Annotated in this window: 20 protein-coding genes; 12 read left to right on the top strand and 8 right to left on the bottom strand. The window is 60.4% G+C overall.

Annotated features, from left to right (window positions below; all coding sequences use genetic code 11):
• The first annotated feature begins 161 nt into the window (after positions 1–161).
• From nspC to FH041_RS07370, 7 genes are all read left to right on the top strand, one after another.
• Entirely contained in the window at positions 162–1,259 is a 1,098-nt protein-coding gene (nspC, locus tag FH041_RS07340) for a carboxynorspermidine decarboxylase (protein ID WP_027916467.1), read from the top strand.
• Positions 1,260–1,292: 33 nt separating this feature from the next.
• Entirely contained in the window at positions 1,293–2,537 is a 1,245-nt protein-coding gene (locus tag FH041_RS07345) for a saccharopine dehydrogenase family protein (protein ID WP_049696073.1), read from the top strand.
• Between the two features lie 217 nt (positions 2,538–2,754).
• Positions 2,755–3,975, top strand: a complete 1,221-nt coding sequence (locus FH041_RS07350) for a putative DNA modification/repair radical SAM protein (RefSeq protein WP_023533877.1) — start codon at positions 2,755–2,757, stop codon at positions 3,973–3,975.
• Positions 3,966–4,814: a TIGR03915 family putative DNA repair protein gene (locus FH041_RS07355; protein WP_027916469.1), complete on the top strand. Its 849-nt coding sequence runs from the start codon at positions 3,966–3,968 to the stop codon at positions 4,812–4,814. The genes FH041_RS07350 and FH041_RS07355 overlap by 10 nt, the downstream gene beginning before the upstream one ends.
• A gap of 110 nt (positions 4,815–4,924) precedes the next feature.
• Positions 4,925–6,991: a maltose alpha-D-glucosyltransferase gene (treS, locus tag FH041_RS07360; protein ID WP_027916470.1), complete on the top strand. Its 2,067-nt coding sequence runs from the start codon at positions 4,925–4,927 to the stop codon at positions 6,989–6,991.
• Between the two features lie 76 nt (positions 6,992–7,067).
• On the top strand, positions 7,068–7,691 hold the full coding sequence (locus tag FH041_RS07365; RefSeq protein WP_140174360.1) for a riboflavin synthase subunit alpha: 624 nt from the start codon (positions 7,068–7,070) through the stop codon (positions 7,689–7,691).
• 15 nt (positions 7,692–7,706) lie between these two features.
• A complete protein-coding gene (locus FH041_RS07370) occupies positions 7,707–8,384 on the top strand; it encodes a YoaK family protein (RefSeq protein WP_140174361.1) in 678 nt (225 codons plus the stop codon).
• Between the two features lie 24 nt (positions 8,385–8,408).
• Here FH041_RS07370 and proP read toward each other — a convergent pair whose 3' ends face one another.
• The 3 genes from proP to FH041_RS07385 all read right to left on the bottom strand — a co-directional run bounded on the left by proP (position 8,409) and on the right by FH041_RS07385 (position 12,112).
• The gene (gene proP, locus FH041_RS07375; RefSeq protein ID WP_027916473.1) at positions 8,409–9,911 is read right to left on the bottom strand and encodes a glycine betaine/L-proline transporter ProP; all 1,503 of its coding nucleotides are present in this window, start codon (positions 9,909–9,911) and stop codon (positions 8,409–8,411) included.
• 162 nt (positions 9,912–10,073) lie between these two features.
• A complete protein-coding gene (hemB, locus tag FH041_RS07380; RefSeq protein ID WP_027916474.1) occupies positions 10,074–11,048 on the bottom strand; it encodes a porphobilinogen synthase in 975 nt (324 codons plus the stop codon).
• 170 nt (positions 11,049–11,218) lie between these two features.
• A complete protein-coding gene (locus FH041_RS07385) occupies positions 11,219–12,112 on the bottom strand; it encodes a PA4780 family RIO1-like protein kinase (protein WP_027916475.1) in 894 nt (297 codons plus the stop codon).
• Between the two features lie 192 nt (positions 12,113–12,304).
• Here FH041_RS07385 and FH041_RS07390 point away from each other — a divergent pair, with 192 nt between their 5' ends.
• Positions 12,305–12,985, top strand: a complete 681-nt coding sequence (locus FH041_RS07390; RefSeq protein ID WP_027916476.1) for a response regulator transcription factor — start codon at positions 12,305–12,307, stop codon at positions 12,983–12,985.
• Entirely contained in the window at positions 12,963–14,354 is a 1,392-nt protein-coding gene (locus FH041_RS07395) for a HAMP domain-containing sensor histidine kinase (RefSeq protein ID WP_027916477.1), read from the top strand. The genes FH041_RS07390 and FH041_RS07395 overlap by 23 nt, the downstream gene beginning before the upstream one ends.
• A gap of 240 nt (positions 14,355–14,594) precedes the next feature.
• Here FH041_RS07395 and FH041_RS22705 read toward each other — a convergent pair whose 3' ends face one another.
• The 3 genes from FH041_RS22705 to FH041_RS07410 form a co-directional block, all read right to left on the bottom strand.
• Positions 14,595–14,876 carry a hypothetical protein gene (locus FH041_RS22705; protein WP_168199524.1) on the bottom strand — a complete coding sequence of 94 codons (282 nt, stop codon included), beginning with the start codon at positions 14,874–14,876 and terminating at the stop codon, positions 14,595–14,597.
• A gap of 738 nt (positions 14,877–15,614) precedes the next feature.
• Positions 15,615–16,997 carry a cysteine--tRNA ligase gene (gene cysS, locus FH041_RS07405; RefSeq protein ID WP_027915573.1) on the bottom strand — a complete coding sequence of 461 codons (1,383 nt, stop codon included), beginning with the start codon at positions 16,995–16,997 and terminating at the stop codon, positions 15,615–15,617.
• 9 nt (positions 16,998–17,006) lie between these two features.
• Positions 17,007–18,710 (bottom strand): glutamine--tRNA ligase/YqeY domain fusion protein, encoded by a 1,704-nt coding sequence (locus FH041_RS07410; protein WP_027915572.1) that lies wholly within the window; start codon positions 18,708–18,710, stop codon positions 17,007–17,009.
• 250 nt (positions 18,711–18,960) lie between these two features.
• On the opposite strand from FH041_RS07410, the gene FH041_RS07415 reads away from it, so the two are divergent.
• Together FH041_RS07415 and FH041_RS07420 are read left to right on the top strand one after the other, a co-directional pair.
• Positions 18,961–19,461 carry a peptidylprolyl isomerase gene (locus FH041_RS07415; RefSeq protein WP_027915571.1) on the top strand — a complete coding sequence of 167 codons (501 nt, stop codon included), beginning with the start codon at positions 18,961–18,963 and terminating at the stop codon, positions 19,459–19,461.
• Positions 19,458–20,180, top strand: a complete 723-nt coding sequence (locus tag FH041_RS07420) for a UDP-2,3-diacylglucosamine diphosphatase (RefSeq protein WP_027915570.1) — start codon at positions 19,458–19,460, stop codon at positions 20,178–20,180. The genes FH041_RS07415 and FH041_RS07420 overlap by 4 nt, the downstream gene beginning before the upstream one ends.
• A gap of 142 nt (positions 20,181–20,322) precedes the next feature.
• Here the strand turns inward: FH041_RS07420 and FH041_RS07425 are convergent, their stop codons facing one another.
• Complete coding sequence (locus tag FH041_RS07425; RefSeq protein WP_050587346.1) at positions 20,323–22,650, bottom strand: acylase; 2,328 nt, start codon at positions 22,648–22,650, stop codon at positions 20,323–20,325.
• Between the two features lie 225 nt (positions 22,651–22,875).
• Between FH041_RS07425 and FH041_RS07430 the strand changes: the two genes are divergently transcribed.
• Positions 22,876–23,229, top strand: coding sequence for a fe2+ zn2+ uptake regulation protein (locus tag FH041_RS07430; protein ID WP_027915568.1), 354 nt, complete (start codon positions 22,876–22,878; stop codon positions 23,227–23,229).
• A 32-nt stretch (positions 23,230–23,261) separates the two neighbouring features.
• Here the strand turns inward: FH041_RS07430 and FH041_RS07435 are convergent, their stop codons facing one another.
• Positions 23,262–23,450 (bottom strand): hypothetical protein, encoded by a 189-nt coding sequence (locus tag FH041_RS07435; protein WP_023533551.1) that lies wholly within the window; start codon positions 23,448–23,450, stop codon positions 23,262–23,264.
• Positions 23,451–23,488 lie beyond the last annotated feature (38 nt).

Here is a 23,488-nt window from a genome sequence, read left to right on the forward strand (position 1 = left end):
GAGAGTGTCATCTGTCGTTGTTCTACTGAGCACGCCGAACGCAAAAAGATTCAGTCACGGCAACGCTGCCCGGACGAAATGCAATTGCACCCTTTCGATCTGCGGCGAGTGAAGGCACAATGCGTGTCCTTTTTTTGGCCGGCCTTGCCGAGGGCCTCTAAATGATCAATACGCCGTACTACCTCATCGACAAGACCAAGCTGCTGAGCAACATGCAGAAGATCGCCTATGTGCGCGAACACTCGGGTGCCAAAGCGCTGCTGGCGCTCAAGTGCTTCGCCACTTGGTCGGTGTTCGACCTGATGCAGCAGTACATGGACGGCACCACGTCGTCTTCGCTGTACGAGCTCAAGCTCGGCCGCCAGAAGTTCGCCGGTGAAACCCACGCCTATAGCGTGGCGTGGGCCGACGACGAGGTCCAGGAGATGCTCGAGAACTGCGACAAGATCATCTTCAACTCCATTGGCCAGCTGCAACGCTTCGCCGAGCAGTCCGAAGGCAAGGTCCGGGGTTTGCGCGTCAACCCCCAGGTCAGCAGCTCGGACTATCAGCTGGCCGACCCGGCGCGCCCGTTCAGCCGCCTGGGGGAATGGGACCCGGCCAAGATCGAGACCGTGATCGATCAGGTATCAGGCTTCATGTTCCACAACAACTGCGAGAACGGCGACTTCGCCTTGTTCGATCAGATGCTGTCCCGTATCGAGGAACGTTTCGGCCACCTGCTGCACAAAGTGAAATGGGTAAGCCTGGGCGGCGGCATCCACTTCACCGGCGAAGGCTATGCACTGGACGATTTCTGCGCGCGCCTGAAGGCGTTCTCGCAGACCTATGGCGTGCAGGTCTACCTGGAGCCAGGTGAAGCCGCGATCACCCAGAGCGCTTCGCTGGAAGTGACTGTGCTGGACACGCTGTACAACGGTAAGCACCTGGCCGTGGTCGACAGCTCGATCGAAGCGCACATGCTCGACCTGCTGATCTACCGCCTCAACGCCAAGATGGCGCCCAACGACGGCGAGCACACCTACATGGTATGCGGCAAGTCTTGCCTGGCCGGCGATATTTTCGGTGAATACCAGTTCGAACGCCCGCTGGCGATCGGCGACCGCCTGTCCTTCGTGGATGCTGCGGGTTACACCATGGTCAAGAAAAACTGGTTCAACGGTTTGAAGATGCCATCCATCGTGGTCAAGCAACTCGACGGCAGCGTCGAGGTGGTACGCGAGTTCGGTTTCGAAGACTACGTTTCCAGCCTGTCGTAAGACAGGCCTCGTCTGTAAGGAGCAACAGGTAAATTGAAGAAGAACGTTCTTATCATTGGTGCAGGAGGTGTCGCCAAGGTGGTGGCCCACAAGTGCGCGCAGCATAACGACGAACTGGGTCGTATTGCCATCGCGTCACGGAACATCTCCAAATGCCAGGCCATCATCGACAGCGTCAAGGCCAAGGGTAGCCTCAAGGTACCCGCCGACATTCAGGCCTTTTCGCTCAATGCCCTCGACGTCGAGGCAACCAAAGCATTGATCCGCGAGACCGAATCGCAAATCGTGATCAATGTCGGCTCCGCGTTCCTGAACATGTCGGTGCTGCGTGCGTGCATCGATACCGGCGTCGCCTACCTGGATACCGCTATCCACGAGGAGCCGGGCAAGATCTGTGAAACCCCGCCATGGTACGGAAACTACGAGTGGAAACACCTCGAAGAGTGCCAGGCCAAGAACATCACGGCCATTCTCGGCGTCGGTTTCGACCCGGGTGTGGTCAACAGCTACGCCAAACTGGCGCAGCAGCAGTATTTCGACCACATTGATTCGATCGACATTCTCGACGTCAATGCAGGCTCGCATGGCAAGTACTTTGCCACCAACTTCGACCCGGAAATCAATTTCCGCGAGTTCACCGGGCAGGTGTGGAGCTGGCAGAACAGCCAGTGGACCAGCAACACCATGTTCGAAGTCAAGCGTACCGATGACCTGCCCGTGGTGGGTTCGCAAAACCTGTACCTCACCGGTCACGATGAAGTGCACTCCATCTCCAAGAACCTGAACGTACCCAACGTCCGATTCTGGATGAGTTTCGGCGAGCATTACATCAATGTATTCACGGTCCTGAAAAACCTGGGCCTGCTCAGCGAGCAGCCAGTCAAGACCGCAGAAGGCCTGGAAGTGGTACCGCTTAAAGTGGTCAAGGCCGTGCTGCCTGATCCTGCGTCCCTGGCGCCCGGCTACACCGGCAAGACCTGCATCGGTGACCTGGTCAAAGGCACCAAGGACGGGCAGCCCCGTGAAGTGTTCATCTACAACGTGGCCGACCACGAAGAGGCGTACGCTGAAACGGACAGCCAGGGCATTTCCTACACTGCGGGCGTGCCACCGGTCGCCGCTGCCTTGCTGGTCGCCCGCGGCGAGTGGGATGCCAAGCGCATGGTCAACGTCGAGGAGCTGCCCGCCGAGCCGTTCCTCAAGGCGCTGGACATGATGGGCTTGCCAACCCGGGTGAAGGATGAAAAAGGTGACCGTCCGTGGGACGCTGAAGCCTGATTCACCCCAGAGGGCGCCGTTGAGGCGCCCTCTTCCGTTATCGATCAGCCCACACTGAATCTTTGTTAACTACTTAAATCCCTCAGCCGTCCGCTGTCCAACCATTCATCGGATAACCCACGAATTTGCTCGGATACCCCGCCGCGCGGCGTTCAACCCTTGCAATTGACCCTGGCCCTCAATACTGTATGAATACTCAGTACGACAGGTAAGAGTCATGCAACTGATCGCCAAACTGGGCATTCTTGCCGATGCCGCCAAATACGATGCATCGTGCGCCAGTAGTGGTGCGCCAAAACGCAGCTCGCGTGGTGGCAATGGTTTGGGCGCTACCAACGGCATGGGCATTTGCCACAGCTATACACCCGATGGTCGCTGCGTGTCTCTGCTGAAAATTCTGCTTACCAACTTTTGCCTGTACGACTGCCAGTATTGCGTCAACCGACGTTCGAGCAATGTGCCTCGCGCACGGTTCAGCCCCGAAGAAGTGGTACGCCTGACCTTGGACTTCTACCGGCGCAACTGCATCAGTGGCCTGTTCCTGAGCTCGGGCATCATTCGCTCTGCCGACTACACCATGGAGCAGCTGATCAGAGTGGCGCGATTGCTGCGCGAAGAACATAACTTCCGTGGCTATATCCACCTCAAGACCATTCCGGACGCCGATCCGCTGTTGATCGAAGAAGCAGGCCGCCTGGCCGATCGCTTGAGCGTCAACATCGAGCTGCCCACCGACGACAGCCTCAAGCGCCTGGCACCGGAAAAACAAGCGTCGACCATTCGTCAAGCCATGGGCGTGATTCATCAGGGGCAGCAAGCGGTGGCCAACGAGCCTCGCGCTCCGCGCTTTACCCCTGCCGGCCAAAGCACCCAGGTTATTGTCGGGGCCGACAGTACCGACGACAGCACATTGCTGCGCAATGCCGAATCGCTGTACCAGGGGTACGGCCTCAAACGCGTCTACTACTCAGCCTTCAGCCCTATCCCCGACAGCCCGGGCAGCGTGCCACTGGCCGCCCCGCCTCTGCTGCGTGAACACCGCTTGTACCAGGCCGATTTCCTCTTGCGTGGATACGGTTATAAAGCCGGCGAGCTGTTGGGCCAGACCGGCAACCTGGCGTTGGATATCGATCCCAAGCTGGCATGGGCACTGGCCAATCGCGAAGTGTTCCCGCTGGATGTGAACCGCGCAGAGCCCGCTCTCCTCGCTCGCATTCCAGGGATAGGCCTGCGCAGTGTGCAGCGCCTGGTCGCCTTGCGTCGCGAGCGGCGTATCCGCTATGACGACCTGATTCAGCTGCGCTGCGTGCTCGACAAGGCGCGGCCCTTTATCGTGACCAGCGATTACCGCCCAGCCCAGGCCGACCTACGCAGCAGCCTGCTGCGTGCCCGCCTGCGCGAGCCACAGGCACCGGTTCAAATGGGGCTGTGGGGGTGATTGCGCTCGATTGCGATGACCTGTTCGGGATCTGGCGTGAGCAAGCCAGGTCCTTGCTGAGCCATGGCATCGATCCATCGCAAGTCACCTGGTCGCAGGGGCCCATGACCGACATGCTGGCGGACACCACCACGCTGCCGGCGGGTACGGGCCCGTTTCGGGCAAAGGTGCCAGCGGCCTTGCTCGGTCAACTGGAAGAAGCGGCACGCTATCACGGCGAGCAGCGGTGGAACCTGTTGTACGACGTGCTGTGGCGGGTCGCCCACGGCGACCGCACGGCGATGCTGGCCGGTGATCGGCTGGGCAGCGAGCTGCATCGACGCATCAAGCAAGTCAGCCGTGAAGCCCATCATCTGCATGCGTTCTTGCGGTTCGTGCCGCTACCTGAAGCGCTGGTCGAGCACTTGCAATTGGACCTGGTCGCTTTTCACGAACCTGCTCACGACATTCTGCAAAGCGCCAGCCCCCATTTTGCCGACAGACTGGGACGGCTGCGGTGGCTGATCGCAACGCCGCGCGATGGCATCCGCTATGACGGCCGCCATTTCGACTATCAACGCCGCTGCCCGGAGCTCTGGCAGCAATGGGCGCAGCACGCAGAAGACCCTGGCGCCGAGTTGTGGCGTACCTACTACCGCCATACCTTCAACCCCGCCCGCCTGAATCCGAATGCCTTGCGCTTGCATATGCCTGGCCGGTTCTGGCGCCATTTGCCAGAAGGGATGCTCATCCCTCAACTGGAGGGCCTGGCGCGCCAAGGCAAGCAGCGTGACGGCCAGGCCGTGGAAGTAGCGGCCCAAGCTGGCAAGCAGATCAACAAGTCCTCCCGGGAAGGTTGACTGCCAGCAAGCAACCAAAGCGTCTGCGACAAACCCTGTCTTGATCCGAACGTTCCGCTTGCCCTGCCGTCTTAACCTGAGCCGGTGCCGACACGCAAAGAGGACGCGAGATGACCCAACCCGACCCGTCATACGTCAAATGGCTTGAAGAACGCTCCATGCTAAAGGCATCCCAGGAGCGGGCCAGCCTGTACTCCGGGCAAGCGCGCCTGTGGCAACAGCCCTACGCCCAGGCACAGCCGCGCCGTGCGACAGAAATCGCCTCCGTCTGGCTCACGGTCTACCCCGATGCGATCATCGCGCCGGATGGATGCTCAGTGCTGGGTGCCTTGGCCCATGAAGCGCTATGGAAGCGTCTGTCAGACATTGGTATTCAAGGGGTGCACACCGGGCCGATCAAGCGTTCCGGCGGCATCAGCGGACGCGAGGTTACGCCGAGTGTAGACGGCAACTTCGACCGTATCAGCTTCGACATCGACCCGCTTTACGGTACCGAGCAGGAACTGGTGCAGATGAGCCGCATGGCCGCTGCCCACAATGCCGTGACCATCGATGACCTGATCCCTTCGCACACTGGCAAAGGCGCCGACTTCCGTCTGGCCGAGCTGGCGCTGGCGCCCTACCCTGGCCTCTACCACATGGTCGAAATCCGTGAAGAGGACTGGGGGCTGCTACCTGACGTGCCCGAGGGCCGCGATTCGGTCAACCTGCTCCCAGCTCAGTGCGACGAGCTCAAGGCCCGCCACTATATCGTCGGCCAGCTGCAACGGGTGATCTTCTTCGAGCCAGGCGTCAAAGAGACTGACTGGAGTGCCACGGCGCCGATCACGGGCGTGGATGGCAAAACCCGCCGCTGGGTTTACCTGCATTATTTCAAGGACGGTCAACCCTCCCTGAACTGGCTAGACCCGACGTTCACGGCGCAGCAGATGATCATCGGCGATGCCCTGCACGCCCTGGACTGCCTGGGCGCACGTGGCTTGCGTCTGGATGCCAACGGTTTCCTTGGCGTCGAAACCCGGGCCAGCGGCACCGCCTGGTCGGAAAGCCATCCCTTGTCGCTGGTTGGTAACCAGTTGATCGGTGGCATGATCCGCAAGGCAGGAGGGTTCAGCTTCCAGGAGTTGAACCTCACCCTCGATGACATCGCCCAGATGTCCAGCGGCGGTGCCGACCTGTCCTACGACTTCATTACCCGACCGGCCTATCAGCACGCGCTGCTGACCGGCGACACCGAATTCCTGCGCTTGATGTTCAAGGAAATGCACGCCTTCGGCATCGACCCGGCCTCGCTGATCCATGCCTTGCAAAACCATGACGAGTTGACGGTCGAGCTGGTGCATTTCTGGACACTGCATGCGCATGACATGTACCTGTACAAGGGCCAGACCTTGCCAGGCAGCATCCTGCGCGAGCATATCCGCGAGGAGATCTACGAGCGCCTGTCCGGCGAACACGCACCTTACAACCTGCGGTTCGTCACCAATGGCATCTCCTGCACCACGGCCAGCTTGATCACCGCCGCCCTGGGAATCCGTGAGCTTGACGACATCACCCCCGAGCAGGTCGAATCGATACAGAAGCTGCATTTGCTGCTGGTGATGTACAACGCCATGCAGCCTGGGGTGGTGGCCATATCCGGCTGGGACCTGGTGGGCGCCCTGCCCTTGCCTGGCGAAGCGGTGGCTGAGCGAATGACCGACGGCGACACTCGCTGGATTCATCGCGGCGGTTACGACCTGGCAGGTCTTGACCCAGAGGCGCACACCTCAGTGCGGGGCATGCCGCGTGCGCGCGCGTTGTACGGCAGCCTTGATGAACAACTGGAGCGCAGTGACTCGTTCGCCAGTAAGGTCAAGAAGCTGCTCGCGGTTCGCCAGGCGTATGGCATCGCCACCAGCCGGCAACTGCTGGTGCCGGATGTGACTTCGCCTGGCCTGCTGGTGATGGTTCACGAACTGCCTGCAGGGCGCGGCACCCAGATAACCGCCCTGAACTTCAGCCAGGACGAGATCAGTGAAGAACTGCAACTGACCGGTTTCACACCAGGCCCTGTGGTGGACATGATCAACGAAACGGTCGAAGGCGATTTGACCGAGGACGGGCGGTTGATGGTCAACCTGGACCCTTACGAAGCGCTGTGCCTGCGCATCGTCAACAGCAGTGGCCACGTCTGAGGTGCTGTGACTTGCATTTGCAAGCGCCTGGGCATAGTTTGCGCAAGTCAACTTACCTGTGCCCAGGAGCAACGCAATGTACACCGGCATCGTCCAGGCCGTCCGCCCTCTGCTTGATATCGCCCGTCACCCTGGCCACAACCAGTTCACCATCGACCTCACCCCGGCACTGCTCGACGATCTGAAGATCGGTGCCAGTGTCAGCGTTGAAGGCACTTGCCTGTCGGTCACCGAAATCGAAGGCACGCAGGTGCGCTTCGACGCCATGACGGCAACGCTGGAACGCACCAACCTGCGAAACCTGCAGCCCGGCCAAGGGGTAAACATCGAGCGCTCGGCAAAAATGAATGCGGAGGTGGGCGGCCACCTCATGGCTGGCCACATCGCCACCACTGCAGACATCGTCGACATCTCCATCGCCAACGCCGGTGCATACATCAAGTTCCGCATGCCGCCCGAATGGGCCAAGTACGTCTTTGCCCGTGGCTTTATTGGCGTCAATGGCTGCAGCCTTACCGTCGCCGACATCGACGACAACGTGGTCACCATCAACCTCATTCCAGAAACCCTGCGCCAGACCACGTTCACCCGTTATCAGAAAGGCGACCTGCTCAATATCGAAGTCGATCACCACACCATTGTGCTGGTCGATGTCGTGGAGCGCACCATTCGTAACACCCTGGCCCGCGAGCAACGGTAGACCCGAGGACTGCACATGCTGCCAGCCACCACGGCCACACCTACCTCCAAGCGCCATCGTGTCCACAGGTTACGAGGCCGCGTAGGGTTGGGGCTGGTGGCCGGCCTGTCGGTACTGGCAGGGATGACCGATGCCATCGGTCTGTTGGCCTTGGGCGATTTCGTATCGTTCATGAGCGGCAACACCACCCGCCTTGCCGTCGCCATCAATGACGTCGATGGCCCGATGATACTGCGCCTGGCAGGTGCGCTGTTGGGCTTCGTGGCCGGCAATACCCTGGGTGTGGTGCTGGCACACTCATGCCGGCGCCGTGCTTGGCCAGTGTTGCTGGTGGTAGCCGTTCTGCTCGGGTTTGCGGGGATGATGCCCGCGCCGAATACCTCAGTGCCTTTGTTGGCCGCCACATTGGCGATGGGGATGATCAATGCAGTGGTTGAACAGGTCAACGGTCTGCCGATTGGCCTGACCTACGTTACCGGTGCCCTTTCGCGCTTTGGTCGTGGCCTGGGCCACTGGATGCTGGGCGCTCGCCGTCATGGCTGGCGGGTGCAACTGGTGCCGTGGCTGGGCATGTTACTGGGGGCAGCCTGTGGCGCTTGGTTGCAGAAACACCTGGGTCTTCAGGCTATGGTCGGCAGTTGCCTCTTGACCTGCCTGCTGACCCTGGTGTCGCTGCTCATTCCTCGTGCCTGACAGCGAGGCTACATGCCTCGCTGATCAGTCGATACGGGGATGCTGCTGCACCAGCAGCTTGCGCTTGGCCTCCAGTTCAGCAATTTGGGTATCGATGTCTTCGATTTTCTGCTCGATATTGTCGTGGTGCTCCTGAAGCAGCTCGCGCGCCTCATCGATGTCGGAGGCCGCTGGCGCCGCGCCACGCAACGGCTTGTTGGCCGTTTCCTTCATGGTCACGCCGGTGATGAAACCGATCACGGCAATCACCATCAGGTAGTACGCCGGCATGTACAGGTTGCCGGAGCTTTCCACCAGCCAGGCGGCCAGGGTCGGGGTAAGGCCTGCAATCAGCACCGAAATGTTGAAAGCACTGGCCAGGGCGCTGTAGCGGATATGCGTCGGGAACATCGCTGGCAGGGTCGAAGCCATCACACCGATGAAGAAGTTGAGCAGCACGGCCATCAGCAGCAGGCCTGCGAAGATCAAGCCCAGCACGCCGCTGTTGATCAGCATGAAGGCAGGAATCGCCGCCGCAAACAGGCCGACGCTGCCCAGAATGATGAAGGGCCGACGGCCAAACTTGTCACTCAGAAGGCCGATTATCGGCTGCACGAACAGCATGCCCACCATGATCGCGATGATGATCAGTACACCGTGATCTTCGCTGTAATGCAGGTTGTGGGACAGATAGCTGGGCATGTACGTCAGCAGCATGTAGTACGTGACGTTCGTCGCGATCACCACGCCGATGCAGGTGATCAGGCTACGCCAGTGCTTGGTCGCCACTTCCTTGAACGACACCTTGGGCCCGGAAGCCAGGCCTTCACGGTCACCTTGCTCCAGTTTGTCGACATGCTGCTGGAAGGCTGGGGTTTCCTCCAGCGCATGACGCAGGTACAAGCCGATCATACCCAGTGGCAAGGCCAGGAAGAACGGCAGGCGCCAGCCCCACTCGAGGAATTTCTCCTCACCCAATACGGTGGAGATCATCACCACCACGCCGGCGCCCAGTACGAAGCCGGCGATGGAGCCGAAGTCCAACCAGCTGCCCAGGAAACCACGCTTGCGGTCAGGCGCATACTCGGCCACGAAAATCGAAGCGCCGGTGTACTCCCCCCCTACCGAGAAGCCCTGGGCCATCTTGGCCAGCAACAGCAGAATCGGCGCCCATATGCCGATACTGGCATAGGACGGTATCAGGCCAATGGCGAATGTGCTCAAGGACATGATGACGATGGTGGCGGCGAGAATCTTCTGTCGCCCGAAACGGTCGCCGAGCGCGCCGAAGAACAAACCACCCAGTGGTCGGATCAGGAACGGCACGGAGAAAGTGGCCAGCGCGGCAATCATTTGAACGCTGGGGTCGGCATTGGGGAAGAACACTTTGCCCAGGGCATAGGCGACGAAGCCATAGACGCCGAAGTCGAACCACTCCATCGCATTGCCCAGCGCAGCGGCGGTAATGGCCTTGCGCATCTTGGCGTCATCGACGATGGTGATGTCCTTCAGGCCAATCGGCTGAACCCTTTTCTTGCGAGATTTCATTTATTTATCCCTGACGGTGACTGCTCTAAGGGATCAGATACAAAGGGACACTAAATAATTCAGCGCTTAGCGTTTTTTTGTGAAACGCAGGCTTAAAGAGGGATGCGAGCTTTTAGGGCGCTGGGTCATTGGGGCTGCTGCGCAGCCCCAATGACCACGTTTTCAAATACCTTCCAGCGCCAGGTCCATGGCAAAGTAGGTCAGGATCAAGTCGGCGCCCGCACGCTTGATCGCCCCAATGCTCTCGCGCATGACGCGGCCCTCATCGATGGCACCAGCCAGTCCACCGAACTTGATCATGGCGTACTCGCCACTGACTTGGTAGGCCGCCAATGGCAGGCGCGAGGCGTTACGAATGTCGGCAATCACATCCAGGTAGGCACCCGCCGGCTTGACCATGAGTACGTCGGCGCCCTCCTGCTCGTCGAGCAGTGATTCGCGCACCGCTTCGCGGCGATTCATGGGGTTCATCTGGTAGCTCTTGCGGTCGCCCTTGAGCGCCGTACCGCCCGCTTCGCGGAAAGGCCCATACAAGGAAGAGGCAAACTTGGTGGAGTAGGCCATGATCGCCGTGTCATGGAAGCCTGCGCCGTCCAGCGCACTGCGAATTGCCTGGACCTGCCCGTCCATGGCCGCCGAGGGCGCGATGAAATCAGCACCTGCCGCGGCGGCAATCACGGCCTGCTTGCCGAGGTTGGCCAAGGTGGCGTCGTTGTCCACGCCGTGGTCATGCAGCACGCCACAGTGGCCGTGGCTGGTATATTCGCAGAAGCAGGTATCGGACATCACGACCATTTCCGGCACCGCATCCTTGCAGATCCGCGACATGCGCGCGACCAGGCCGTTTTCATTCCAGGTGTCGCTGCCCACGGCGTCCAGATGGTGGGAGACCCCGAAGGTCATCACCGAACGAATGCCAGCACGGGCGTAACGCTCGATCTCCTGCGCCAACAGCTTCTCGGGGATGCGATTGACCCCAGGCATGCTCTTGATCGGCACGAAGTCATCGATACCCTCCTCCACGAAGATCGGCAAGATCAGATCATCGAGGCGGAACTCGGTCTCCTGAAAAACGCTGCGCAGCGCTTGACTCTTGCGCAGACGGCGGGGACGGACGGACGGGAAAAGAGTGGACATGACAGCTCCAGAAAGATGAACGGCGTATACCTTAAGCCCGAGCCGCGACACTGGAAAGGCCAAATGACGAGATATTGTCTTGCGTCAAAGGCAATGACCGTCGCGCGGGCCAAAACCTGGCCGGCGCAGCCTGATGTATGGCGTTCGCCCGCACCGGCAGGTTGGATGTGTCAGCGCAGCCAGGGCGGCGGTGGCTCTTGAGCCTGGGGTTGCGCCTGCTCGGCCTCGGCTCGCGCTTCACGGCGGCGGGCATCGTCCAGCCGGGCGGCATCGATCTCGCGCATGATCCCCGCCACGTCCGCTGCCTGCTCATCTTCAGCGAACAACCCCGTGAGCGGACTGTCGGGACGCAATTCGCCGGCTTCGTACAGGGCCCACATTTCCTGCGCATAACGGGTGGCTTTCAGCTCAGGTGCAAAGCGTCCGAAATAGTGCGCCATGTTCGACACATCGCGCTGCAGCATGCTGAACGCATGGTTGTTGGCCGCAGCGTCCACTGCCTGAGGCAAGTCGATGATCACCGGCCCGTCCGGGCCCAGCAGTACGTTGAACTCCGAGAGGTCGCCATGGACGAGCCCCGAGCAGAGCATCAGTACGATCTGGCTGATCACGAACCGGTGATAGTCCCGCGCCTGGTCCGCCTCGAGGTAAACATCGTTCAGCCGGGGCGCAGCATTGCCATCGGCATCGGTCACCAGCTCCATGAGCAGCACGCCATCCTGGAAGTCGTAGGGCTTGGGTACCCTGACGCCTGCCCCGGCCAGCCGGAAGAGCGCGGCCACCTCGGCGTTCTGCCAGGCATCCTCGGCCTCCTTGCGCCCGTACTTGCTGCCCTTGGCCATGGCCCGGGCCTGACGGCTGTTTCGCACCTTGCGCCCTTCCTGATACTCGGCCGCCTGGCGGAAGCTGCGCTTGTTGGCTTCCTTGTACACTTTGGCGCAGCGTACCTGGTTGCCACAGCGCACCACGTACACGGCGGCCTCCTTGCCACTCATCAACGGCCTCAGTACCTCGTCGACCAGGCCGTCCTCAATCAGGGGTTCGATTCTCTTGGGTGTCTTCATCAGGCTGTGTTCGGGTCCTGGCTGTGATGCGGCCTATCCTCTCACAGCCGAGTCGTACTTGCTTGCCCATGTGCCACGCAAGCCGATAAACAAGCAAAGCAATGCAACAGGCGCCAGATGAATTATTCTTAAATCGCCTGCTGGCCGTTCTTTGGCACAATCAGGCTTTCATCTGGATGCCCGGGAACCCGCATGCCTCGCGTACTCACCATCGAAGACGACGCCGTCACCGGTCAGGAAATCGTCGCTGAACTCAACAGCCATGGCTTGGACGTTGACTGGGCCGACAATGGCCGCGAGGGCCTGGCCAAGGCCATCGCCGGCGGTTATGACCTGATCACCCTTGATCGCATGTTGCCGGAGGTGGACGGGCTGACCATCGTCACCACCCTACGCAATCTCAAGATCGCCACGCCCATTCTGATGATCAGCGCGCTGTCGGACGTGGATGAACGGGTGCGGGGCCTGCGTGCAGGCGGCGACGACTACTTGACCAAGCCGTTCGCCTCGGACGAGATGGCAGCGCGCGTCGAAGTCTTGCTGCGCCGCAACAGTGTGCCCATGACGCAGACTAAGCTGCAGGTGGCCGACCTGGAGCTGGACCTCATCACCCATGAAGCCCGGCGCGGCGAGCACACGCTCAATTTGCTCCCCACCGAGTACAAACTGCTCGAATACCTGATGCGTCACAGCGGTCAGGTCATCACGCGGATGATGATCTTCGAGGAAGTCTGGGGGTATCACTTCGATCCAGGCACCAACCTCATTGACGTGCACATCGGCCGCCTGCGCAAGAAGATCGACCTGCCTGGCCAGTCGCCGTTGATCCGTACCGTACGGGGCTCCGGTTATGCCATTGCTGAACCCGTCTAAGGGCTGGAGTTCGTCCACGAGCCGGCTGCTGGCGCTTTACAGTTTTCTGTTCGTGGCCTGGAGCAGCATCCTCATGGGGGTGCTGTACTTCGAGGTTTCCAGCTACCTGAACAAACTCACCCGGCATTCGATGCTGCAGCGCCAACACCTGTTCGCGCACATGAGCGGCAAGCAACTGGACGACGCCCTGATCGCCAGCCAGGCGTTCGAAGAACGCAGTTTCGATGCCTATGGCCTGTTCGACGCGCAACTCAACCCGTTGGGCGGCAGTGTGCGTGCCCTGCCCCCTGAGCTGGCACTGGACGGCAAGATTCACGAGCTCAAGCGCTGCCTGAATGCCGACGATCCGAACATGCCGCGCCATAGCTGCGATGCGGTGGCGATCAAGGTGCAGGATGGCCGTTGGTTGGTGTTGTTCCGGGACAACGGCTCGTTGTTCGTCGTCACACGTATCATCCTCGACGCCTTGCTGTGGGGCATCTCGTTGACGCTGATCCCGGGTTTTGCAGGTTGGTACCTGCTCAGGCGCAGGCCGCTCAAGCGCATCCGTGCGGTACAGGCCCAGGCCGAACTGATCGTGGCGGGCGACCTGACCCATCGCTTGCCGCTGTCGGCACGGCGCGATGAGTTGGACATGCTGGCTGCCATCGTCAACGCCATGCTCGACCGCATCGAGCGCCTGATGCACGAGGTCAAGGGTGTGTGCGATAACATCGCCCACGACCTGCGTACGCCGCTGACGCGGCTGCGCGCGCAGCTGTACCGCATACGCCAGCAAAGCGATGCCGATACCGCCCAGGCGGAGGCGCTGGACCAAGCCATTGGTGAAACCGATACGCTAATGGCCCGTTTTCGCGGGCTGTTGCGGATCAGTGAGTTGGAAGATCGCCAGCGTCGTGCAGGGTTCACGCAGCTGGACCCACATGACCTGTTGGTGGAACTTCACGATTTCTACCTGCCATTGGCGGAGGACGGTGGCATCCAATTGACCTTGCATCAACCAGGGCAGCTGGCAGCGCTGCATGGCGACCGCGAGCTGTTGTTCGAGGCGCTGGCCAACCTGGTGGGCAACGCCATCAAGTTTACGCCTGAAGGAGGACAGGTACAGATCGCAGCCTCCCAAGATGACACGGGCGTGCACTTGGCTGTGGAAGACACGGGACCTGGCATTGCGGAACAGGAGCGTACTGCGGTGCTCAAGCGGTTCTATCGCAGCGACGAGGGGCATCGGCATGCGGGCTTCGGCTTGGGTCTGTCCATCGTGGCGGCGATCGTGGACTTGCATGGGTTTGGTTTGGAGATCGGTGAAAGTCGGCTGGGAGGGGCGAAGCTGGTGTTGCATTGTCCTCTTGCGGGCTTGGTTAAGTAAGCCGGTGCAGGGCTGGCAATCGTTGCGGTGGTGCGGGCATGGAGCGGACTTGTAGGGGGCGCTGGACCGGCGCGGGGACCCGCGCAGTAAATCCAAAAGTTCCTATTTCGTGTTTGAGTCTTTTAGGGCCGCTTTGCGGCCCATCGCGGCACTAGGCCGCTCCTACAAGTTGCTAGATACACAGCAGATATCGTGACCACTGTTCTGAATATAACCATTACGCGTACCCAGATGGCTCCACTAAGGAGAGTTTAACGGTTTACTGTTGATCTTGATCTTGATCTTGATCTTGATCTTGATCTTGATCTTGATCTTGATCTTGATCTTGATCTTGATCCTGCTTTTGCTCTTGCTTTTGCTCTTGCTTTTGCTCTTGCTTTTGCTCTTGCTTTTGCTCTTGCTTTTGCTCTTGCTTTTGCTCTTGCTCTTGCTCTTGCTCTTGCTCTTGCTCTTGCTCTTGCTTTTGATCTTCGCGACTTCAGAAGGCCGAACGCAGGTCTTGCGGAGGGAGGTGACAGGCATGGATGCCTGTCAAGCGCTGGGCCCCAGGATGGGGCCTACAGCGCGGTCCTCCCGGGAGCAAGACCGGAGTGAGGGAACCCCGAAGCGCAGCGTAGGGGCCGTATGAATGGAGCGCAGCCTTTTTTGGTTACTTTTTGTGGCGTTTGACAAAAAGTAACTCGCCGTAAGGGCGAAAAGGTGATTAAGCGTCGCCATCGCAAATGGACTATGCGCTCTATCAATACCCACACCAACCCAATCGAACTTCAAACTTCAAACTTCAAACTTCAAACTTCAAACTTCAAACTTCAAACTTCAAAGCGTGGGCGCATACAGCAAGTTGGTATTCATTGGCGCGGGTGGCGCACAGTCACCCTTCCGCCCTTACGGCGGCTCACTTTTTGTCTTGTCAAAAAGTAAGCAAAAACCGCCTGCTCCTATCATCCGGCCCCTACGCTGCGCTCCGGGGTTCCCTCGCTCCGGGCTTGCTCCCGGGAGGACCGCGCTGCAGGCCCCATCCTGGGGCCCAGCGCTTGACAGGCATCCATGCCTGTCACCTCCCTCCGCAAGCCCTGCGCTCGGCCTCCTGAAGTCGCGATCTGCGGCGCCTGGACTACCGCGCGCTTAGAAGCAGAAGCAGAAACACGTAGCGGTAAGGACAAGGACAAGGACAAGGACAAGGGCGACTAGCTTGGCAATCTTGGAGTCGAGGCGCGCTAGACATGGGTTGCGAGCAACCCAATCAGCTCGCCCCCCAGATCAGTCCGCCAACCGCCAGGTCGTCCCGCCTTTGCTGTCTTCAAGCACCACACCCATGGCCGTCAACTGGTCACGGATGCGATCAGACTCGGCCCAGTTCTTGTCGGCCCGCGCCTGCAACCGCGCCTGGATCAAACCCTCGACCTGCGCTGCGTCCACCTTGCCTTCAGCGCCCGCACGCAGGAAGTCATCGGCCTCCAGCTGCAACACACCCAGCACGTCACCCAGCTCACGCAAACGCCCCGCCAAGCCTGCCGCTGCAGACACATCGCTCTCGCGCAGGCGGTTGATCTCGCGGACCAGATCGAACAACACGGCGCAGGCTTCCGGCGTACCGAAATCGTCGTTCATCGCAGCAGTGAAACGCTCGACGAAAGCATCCCCACCGCTGGCCGGGACACGGGGCAGGCCACGCAAGGCGTGGTAGAACCGCTCCAGTGCGCCCTTGGCATCACGCAGGCTGTCCTCCGAATAGTTGATCGCGCTGCGGTAGTGGCTCGCCACCAGCAGATAGCGCACCACTTCAGGGTGATACTTTTCCAGCACGTCACGAATGGTGAAGAAGTTGTTCAGCGACTTGGACATCTTCTCGCCGTTGATGCGAATCATGCCGCAGTGCATCCAGGCGTTGGCGTACGGCTTGCCGGTTGCAGCTTCGCTCTGGGCAATTTCGTTCTCGTGGTGCGGGAACTCAAGGTCGCTGCCGCCGCCATGGATGTCGAAACTCTCACCCAGGCAGCACGTGGACATCACCGAGCACTCGATGTGCCAACCAGGCCGGCCAGGCCCCCAGGGTGACTCCCAGCTGGGTTCGCCTGGCTTGACGCCCTTCCACAGTACGAAGTCCAACGGGTCCTGCTTGGCCTCGCCGACCTCGATCCGCGCACCAATGCGCAGGTCTTCGATCTTCTTGCGCGAGAGCTTGCCGTAACCCACGAACTTGCCGACGCGGTAGTACACGTCGCCGTTGCCAGGCGCATACGCATACCCTTTGTCGATCAAGGTCTGGATCATGGCATGCATGCCGGCAATGTGATCGGTGGCGCGCGGTTCCTGGTCCGGAGGTAGGATGTTGAGGCGGCGTTCGTCCTCATGCATCGCGTCGATCATACGGGCGGTGAGTGCGTCGAAGGTTTCTCCGTTCTCGTTGGCCCGGTTGATGATCTTGTCATCGATGTCGGTGATGTTGCGCACGTACGTCAGGTTGTAGCCGCTCTTGCGCAACCACCGGGTGGCCAAGTCGAAGGCCACCATGCTGCGACCATGGCCCAGGTGGCAGTAGTCGTAGACGGTCATGCCGCAGACGTACATGCGCACGTTGTTGCCGTCCAACGGTTTGAACGGCTCCTTGGTCTTGGTCAGTGTGTTGTAGATCGTGAGCACGATGGTTCCTCAGCTGCCCCAGGAGTCACGCAATGTGACGGTGCGGTTGAATACCGGGCGGCCCGGCTGACTGTCCTTGAGGTCAGCACAGAAATAGCCTTCGCGTTCGAACTGGAAGCGATCTTCTGGCTGCGCCTGGGCCAGCGAGGGCTCGGCACGGCAGCCGCTGAGCACTTGCAGCGAATCGGGGTTGATGTTGTCGAGGAAAGTGCCACCCTCCTCGGTCTTCTCAGGGTTCGCCGAACGGAACAACCGATCGTACAAGCGGACTTCGCACTCCACGCTGCCTTCGACCGGCACCCAGTGGATCACGCCCTTGACCTTGCGGCCTTCGGGGTTCTTGCCCAGGGTGTCGGGATCGTACGAGCAGCGCAGTTCGACGATGTTGCCATCGGCGTCCTTGATCGCCTCGTCGGCGCGGATGACGTAGCTACCGCGCAGGCGCACTTCGCCGTTGGGCTCAAGACGTTTGTAGCCCTTGGGCGGCTCTTCCATGAAGTCGTCACGGTCGATGTACAACTCGCGTGCGAACGGCAGCACGCGCACCCCCATGTCTTCCTTGGGGTGGCGCGGCAGCTCGAGCTGCTCGGTCTGGCCTTCGGGATAGTTGGTGATCACCACCTTCAAAGGGCGTAACACGCACATGGCGCGGGGTGCAGTGCGGTCCAGATCGTCGCGGATGCAGAACTCCAGCATGGACATGTCGACCACGCCGTCCGAGCGGTTGGTACCGATCATTTCGCAGAAGTTGCGGATCGATGCTGGTGTGTAGCCACGGCGGCGGAAGCCCGACAGCGTGGACATGCGCGGGTCGTCCCAGCCCTCGACGTGTTGCTCGTCCACCAGTTGCTTGAGCTTGCGCTTGGAGGTGATCGTGTAGTTGAGGTTAAGACGGCTGAACTCGTACTGGCGCGGATGCGCCGGCACCGGCAGGTTGTCCAGGAACCACTCGTACAGCGGCCGGTGACCTTCGAACTCCAGGGTGCAAATGGAGTGGGTGATGCCTTCGATGGCATCCGACTGGCCGTGCGTGAAGTCGTAGTTGGGGTAGATGCACCAGGTATCACCTGTTTGGTGATGGTGCGCATGGCGGATCCGGTAGAGGATCGGGTCCCGCAGGTTCATGTTGGGCGACGCCATGTCGATCTTGGCGCGCAGCACGCGCTCGCCGTCCTTGAACTCGCCGGCCTTCATGCGCGCGAACAGATCGAGGTTTTCCTCCACGCTGCGCTCGCGGAACGGGCTGTTCTTGCCTGGCTCCTTGAGGCTGCCGCGGTATTCCTTGGCCTGCTCCGGGGTGAGGTCGCACACGTAGGCTTTGCCCTGCTTGATCAGCTCGACGGCCCAGGCGTGCAGTTGGTCGAAGTAGCTGGAGGCATAGCGAACGTCACCGGCCCAGTCAAAGCCCAGCCACTTTACATCGCGTTGGATGGCATCGATGTATTCCTGGTCTTCCTTGGCAGGATTGGTGTCGTCAAAACGCAGGTGACAGACACCCCCGAACTCCTTGGCCAGGCCGAAATTGACGCAAATCGACTTGGCATGTCCGATGTGCAGGTAGCCGTTTGGCTCTGGCGGGAAGCGGGTGACGATGCTGGCGTGCTTGCCCGAGTCCAGGTCGGCCTGGATGATCGGCCGCAGGAAGTTCGCAGGGACAGCGGGGGCGCCTTTGGCAGCGGCGTTGGGCGCGTTGTCGGCAGTGGGCTTGCTCATAGGATCCTTGAATGCACGTAGCCGGCCTGGGTAGGCCGAATGAATCAAAGGGCCTATCATAGCCGAAGCAGTCAAGCTGCCGACAGTCGGGCTCCGCCAAACTGGCGTGTTTTATCACGCCTTTTTGCCGCAGCCTTGGCAAAATGGCGCAAGCGCGCCATGTGTCCCCAACACCTGATGCCGCGTCTGGTTAGTAATCAGCGCCCAGCGCATCCCAATTTCCGATTGCCTTGAAAAAGCGAGTTTCAGCATGTCCAAAGTCAAACTGAGCACCAACCACGGCGACATCGTCCTGCAACTGGACGCCGAGAAAGCGCCGCAGACGACCGCGAACTTCGTGCAGTACGTCAAGGAAGGCCACTACGACGGCACCGTTTTCCACCGTGTCATCAAAGGCTTCATGATTCAGGGCGGCGGCTTCAAAGCCGGCATGTCCCAGAAGAAAACCCGCGCCAGCATCCAGAACGAAGCCGACAACGGCCTGAAGAACAAGAAGTACAGCATCGCCATGGCGCGCACCATGGACCCGCACTCCGCCTCGGCGCAGTTCTTCATCAACGCCTCGGACAACGATTTCCTCAACCACAGTGGCAAGAACACTCAGGGCTGGGGCTACGCCGTGTTCGGCGAAGTGATCGAAGGCCGTGAAGTCGTCGACGCCATCGAGAAGGTTGCCACGGGCTCGAGTGCTGGCCACCAGGACGTACCCAAAGACGACGTGATCATCGAGAAAGCCGAGATCATTGAGTGATACTGCTGATCTCTGATCTGCACTTGCAAGAAGAACGCCCGGACATTACCCGGGCGTTTCTTGATCTGCTCGAAGGTCGTGCTCGCCAGGCCCAGGCACTGTACATACTGGGCGACTTTTTCGAAGCGTGGATCGGCGACGATGCCATGACCGCTTTCCAGCAGTCGATCTGCCAGGCCATGCGCCGACTCAGTGACAGCGGCACAGCGGTGTACCTGATGCACGGCAACCGCGACTTTCTGATTGGCCAGGCCTTTTGCGAGGCCGCAGGTTGCACCCTGCTGAGCGACCCCTGCGTGGTGGAGTTGGGAGCAGAACGGGTGCTGCTGATGCACGGCGATACCTTGTGCACCCGCGACGTGGGCTACATGAAAATGCGCCGGTTACTGCGCAACCCTGTAAGCCTCTGGTTGCTTCGGCACCTGCCGCTGTCAGTTCGGATGAAATTGGCACGCAAGCTGCGCAGCGAAAGCCGCGCACAGACGCAAATGAAGTCCACGGAGATCGTTGACGTCACGCCCGAGGAAGTGCCCAAGGTCATGGCAGCGCACCACGTGCGAACGCTGGTGCACGGCCACACCCATCGTCCGGCGATTCACAAGCTGATGGTGGACGGGGAGCCGGCCCGGCGCATCGTGCTGGGCGACTGGGACAAGCGGGCCTGGGCCTTGCAAGTGGACGCGCAAGGGTTTCAGCTGGCGCCGTTCGAGTTTCCCTGAGCGCTTGAGCGCTACCTGCTCGACAACGGGATAGCCCGCCTGAGCGCAGCATCAGGCGTCGGCCTGATGCTCATACGCAACGCGCGACGCTCACAGTCAAGGCATGCGGGAGACCAGCAAGGCTCGTCTCCCGTACCGACAATCACTGAACGCCTGGCCGCTCATCTCGCTCACGGATAATCATCGCCCGGTACGCCGGATCGGCCTTAATCTGCTTCTCTGTAAACGGCATATCATGCAGCTGACCAGCGGCGAACGCCTTGGTCTGATCACTGGCATGCGGCGAGGCCGCCTCGCTCGATTGGGAGAACGCCAGCAGACCGCGTGCCTTGGGGCCATCGTCGGTGAAGCTGACCAGCTGTAGGTAGCTGGTGCCGCTGACAACCAGACGCTTGCCCTGCCCCATCGGCACACTGTACATGGCGTTGTACACGCCAAGCGCCTGGGGGCCGCCCGGCACTGGCGTGCCATCATGGGCCTGTTGCACCTGCCCCCACCGCGCCATCGGGTCGATCCCCTCCTCGGCCACTTGACGGAGTGAGGCAAGCGCCGCCTGATGAACCACCTTGCTCACCGATGCCTGCTCCACCGCTAAACCACGCGGGGTATTCACGGGATCGTTGCGATCGAACGCTACTCGCCATACCTGCGGTTGTTGCTCAAGTGCATCGTAGATGTTTTGAAAGTGCACCAGCCCCATGTTGCTCTGCTGGTTGGCCTTGCCGTTCCAGCTGGCCAGGCTACGGCACACTGGCTCGACATCTGTGGGGGCACGCTTGCACCAGTTCAACAGATCCGGCAGCAACAAACGCGCAAGGTAGACTTCATCATCGGTCACCATGCGCTGCAGGTCGTCCACACCAAGCAGCGCCTTGCCTTGCAAACGTTCCAATGCGAAACGCCCGCGCATGCCCAGAGGCTGATCACTGCGGCTGACCAACGGGGAGTAGCCTGTCAGCGGCTGCGCAGGGTTGGTCATCCAGGCTGGATCATTGGAATTCTGGACGAAGTCATCGCGTTCCAGGCGCGGCATGAGTTCAGCCGGAACCGTACCGGGTTGGGCGGCGCGGCCGTCAACCTTCCAGTTACACAGGCTGCGGGAACCATCGAGCACGACCAACGGGCCTGCCTGTTCGCCCCCGCAGGCATCGAGCAATGCCTGGTCGACATAAGGCACCACCGACTGGTTCAGGTAGGTCGTCTTGCCACCTTCATCCACAGCGACGGTGTTGACCCATGGAATGCCATGCAGCTGCTCGACGGAACGCGTCAGCGCCGCCACGCTGTCAGCGCGATTGATCTGGTACCACTGCTGCAAGACGCGGGTGTTGTCGCTGTTGGCATCGCGCAGGCTGTAAGCCGTATGTCTGTCCCAATCCAACCGCCCTGGCCACCGGACGATCGGGCCAAATGACGAGCTGTACAGAACACGCTCAACTTTCTGCAATTGGCCATCGGCGGCCTTGACCATGATGCTGATGCTTTGACGGGTCAGCGGCAGCGACTTGCCGTCGAGCATGTATCGGGTTGGGTCCTTTGGATCGAGTTGCAGGCGAAACAGGGTGAAATGCCTGGACGTGTCGACGGTGTGGGTCCACGCAAGGTGGCGATTGAAGCCAATATTGACCATCGGCAAGCCTGGCAGCGCTGCGCCCATCACATCGAGCTCACCGGGGATGGTCAATTGCATCTGGTAGAACCGCATGCCTCCCACCCAAGGGAAATGCGGGTTGGCCAACAGCAAACCTCGGCCATTGAGCGAACGCTGGGCACCCACTGCAATGGCGTTGCTGCCGCGCTGGGTGGCAAAGCGTTGCTGCTGCTCCAACGCTTGCCCATAAGCGACGGCGGGTCGCTGGGCATCGTTCTGAGGCGGGTGCGCCCCGGCCAGGGCCTCGACGAACTGCCCGACCCCACCTTCTGCAAGTAACCGCCGGGTAAGCTTGACCAGGTCCTGGCTGGTGATGGCGCGCACCCACGTGCCATCTCCACATTCCGCAGGCAAGCCCTGTTGACGCCGCTCGGCCAGTGCTCGATTGAAACCACTGGCATAACCCGCCAGGAGGGCCTGGATGGCAGCGGGCTGTGCCTCCAGAAAGGCCTGCACCTGAGCCGGCGCGTTGAGCCACGTGAAGAACACATCGCTGGCCAGGTTCTCGCGCTGGTCCACGGTCTGGCCTTGGCTACCAAAATAGCGCGAGCGCTCACCACTGACCGTCAGCACCTGGTCAGCCAGCAAACAAAGGTTGTCCTGGGCATAGGCATAGCCAATGCCATAACCGAGCCCTCTTTCGTCTTTGGCCACGATATGCGGCACGCCATAGGTAGTGCGACGGATCTGGGCGCTGGCGTCTTGCGCTACGGTTTCGGCCTGTGCGGTCAAGGCCGCAACCATGAGCGCTGCGGCTAAACCGGCACAACGACTTGAGCGGATAAGTGGGGACACGGGCACTCCTCGAATACGGTTCATGCCGGTGAAACGAACGAACGTGGGTAGAGTTTAGGCGGCCTCCGCGCTCAGGCCTGGCACCAGCGCGCAGAGCCCAAGACATGACTGGAGAAGAGGCCGCTTGATCTGGAAACCCAACGAATGATCAAGTTTTTTCTGCTTTTGCATTGCAGATTACATGCGCTCATTCGTCTTATTCAAAGAGGCACCCATCGTTCGGATTCGTCCAGGAAAAGGAGCATTCACATGTACAACCCGCCAACTCCGATGCATGCCACGACGGGGCAGGACGCGCAGATCGACGAACGAACCGGCAACGAGCAGATACGCGAGTTGCTGCGCAGCTTCGGCCTGCGTACCAGCCTGATACGGCTGAAAGTGATAGACACCCTGCACGCGGCGCAGCGAAATGGAAGAAGCATTGGGGTGCGAGGTGTGCATGCGCAACTGGAGCAATTGGACATACCGCTGTCATTTCTCAGCGTACGAGAAGTGCTCAAGCGGTTATGCGCCGAAGGCGTGATTCAGCTAGGGGCCGACAAATGCTACAGCCTTGATCCGCATGCACGCGCCCTGTTGGAGCGGACTATTTCGCCCTGAGCAGCTGGGCCGGCCCACTGGCCCGGCAAGCATCAGCGCCTGACTTTGCGTCGTAGTATGCCGTTGATCACGACCACGACCACGGCAATGGCGATAGCCAGCATCTGGAAGGTCTGCTCGCTGATCGTACCGGCTTTTTGCAAGTGGGAAAGACCGATCATCAGCCCGAGGACTACCAGAATGATCAGGAGAGAATATTTCAGGCGCTGCACGTGTGTCATCAGGGTTCCTTGCTACATCCGGGACAGATGGCTTTGCT

Source organism: Pseudomonas sp. SWI7, from assembly GCF_006351945.1.
GTDB classification, from domain to species: domain Bacteria; phylum Pseudomonadota; class Gammaproteobacteria; order Pseudomonadales; family Pseudomonadaceae; genus Aquipseudomonas; species Aquipseudomonas fulva.

Coding starts and splice junctions, on each gene's coding strand:
- proP (WP_027916473.1), bottom strand. CDS start 9,911: ATGAAATCTCGCAAGAAAAGGGTTCAGCCGATTGGCCTGAAGGACATC.
- FH041_RS07415 (WP_027915571.1), top strand. CDS start 18,961: ATGTCCAAAGTCAAACTGAGCACCAACCACGGCGACATCGTCCTGCAA.
- FH041_RS07370 (WP_140174361.1), top strand. CDS start 7,707: ATGCTGCCAGCCACCACGGCCACACCTACCTCCAAGCGCCATCGTGTC.
- FH041_RS22705 (WP_168199524.1), bottom strand. CDS start 14,876: ATGCCTGTCACCTCCCTCCGCAAGACCTGCGTTCGGCCTTCTGAAGTC.
- FH041_RS07390 (WP_027916476.1), top strand. CDS start 12,305: ATGCCTCGCGTACTCACCATCGAAGACGACGCCGTCACCGGTCAGGAA.
- nspC (WP_027916467.1), top strand. CDS start 162: ATGATCAATACGCCGTACTACCTCATCGACAAGACCAAGCTGCTGAGC.
- FH041_RS07435 (WP_023533551.1), bottom strand. CDS start 23,450: ATGACACACGTGCAGCGCCTGAAATATTCTCTCCTGATCATTCTGGTA.
- hemB (WP_027916474.1), bottom strand. CDS start 11,048: ATGTCCACTCTTTTCCCGTCCGTCCGTCCCCGCCGTCTGCGCAAGAGT.
- FH041_RS07395 (WP_027916477.1), top strand. CDS start 12,963: ATGCCATTGCTGAACCCGTCTAAGGGCTGGAGTTCGTCCACGAGCCGG.
- FH041_RS07365 (WP_140174360.1), top strand. CDS start 7,068: ATGTACACCGGCATCGTCCAGGCCGTCCGCCCTCTGCTTGATATCGCC.
- FH041_RS07430 (WP_027915568.1), top strand. CDS start 22,876: ATGTACAACCCGCCAACTCCGATGCATGCCACGACGGGGCAGGACGCG.
- treS (WP_027916470.1), top strand. CDS start 4,925: ATGACCCAACCCGACCCGTCATACGTCAAATGGCTTGAAGAACGCTCC.
- FH041_RS07350 (WP_023533877.1), top strand. CDS start 2,755: ATGCAACTGATCGCCAAACTGGGCATTCTTGCCGATGCCGCCAAATAC.
- FH041_RS07425 (WP_050587346.1), bottom strand. CDS start 22,650: ATGAACCGTATTCGAGGAGTGCCCGTGTCCCCACTTATCCGCTCAAGT.
- FH041_RS07385 (WP_027916475.1), bottom strand. CDS start 12,112: ATGAAGACACCCAAGAGAATCGAACCCCTGATTGAGGACGGCCTGGTC.
- FH041_RS07410 (WP_027915572.1), bottom strand. CDS start 18,710: ATGAGCAAGCCCACTGCCGACAACGCGCCCAACGCCGCTGCCAAAGGC.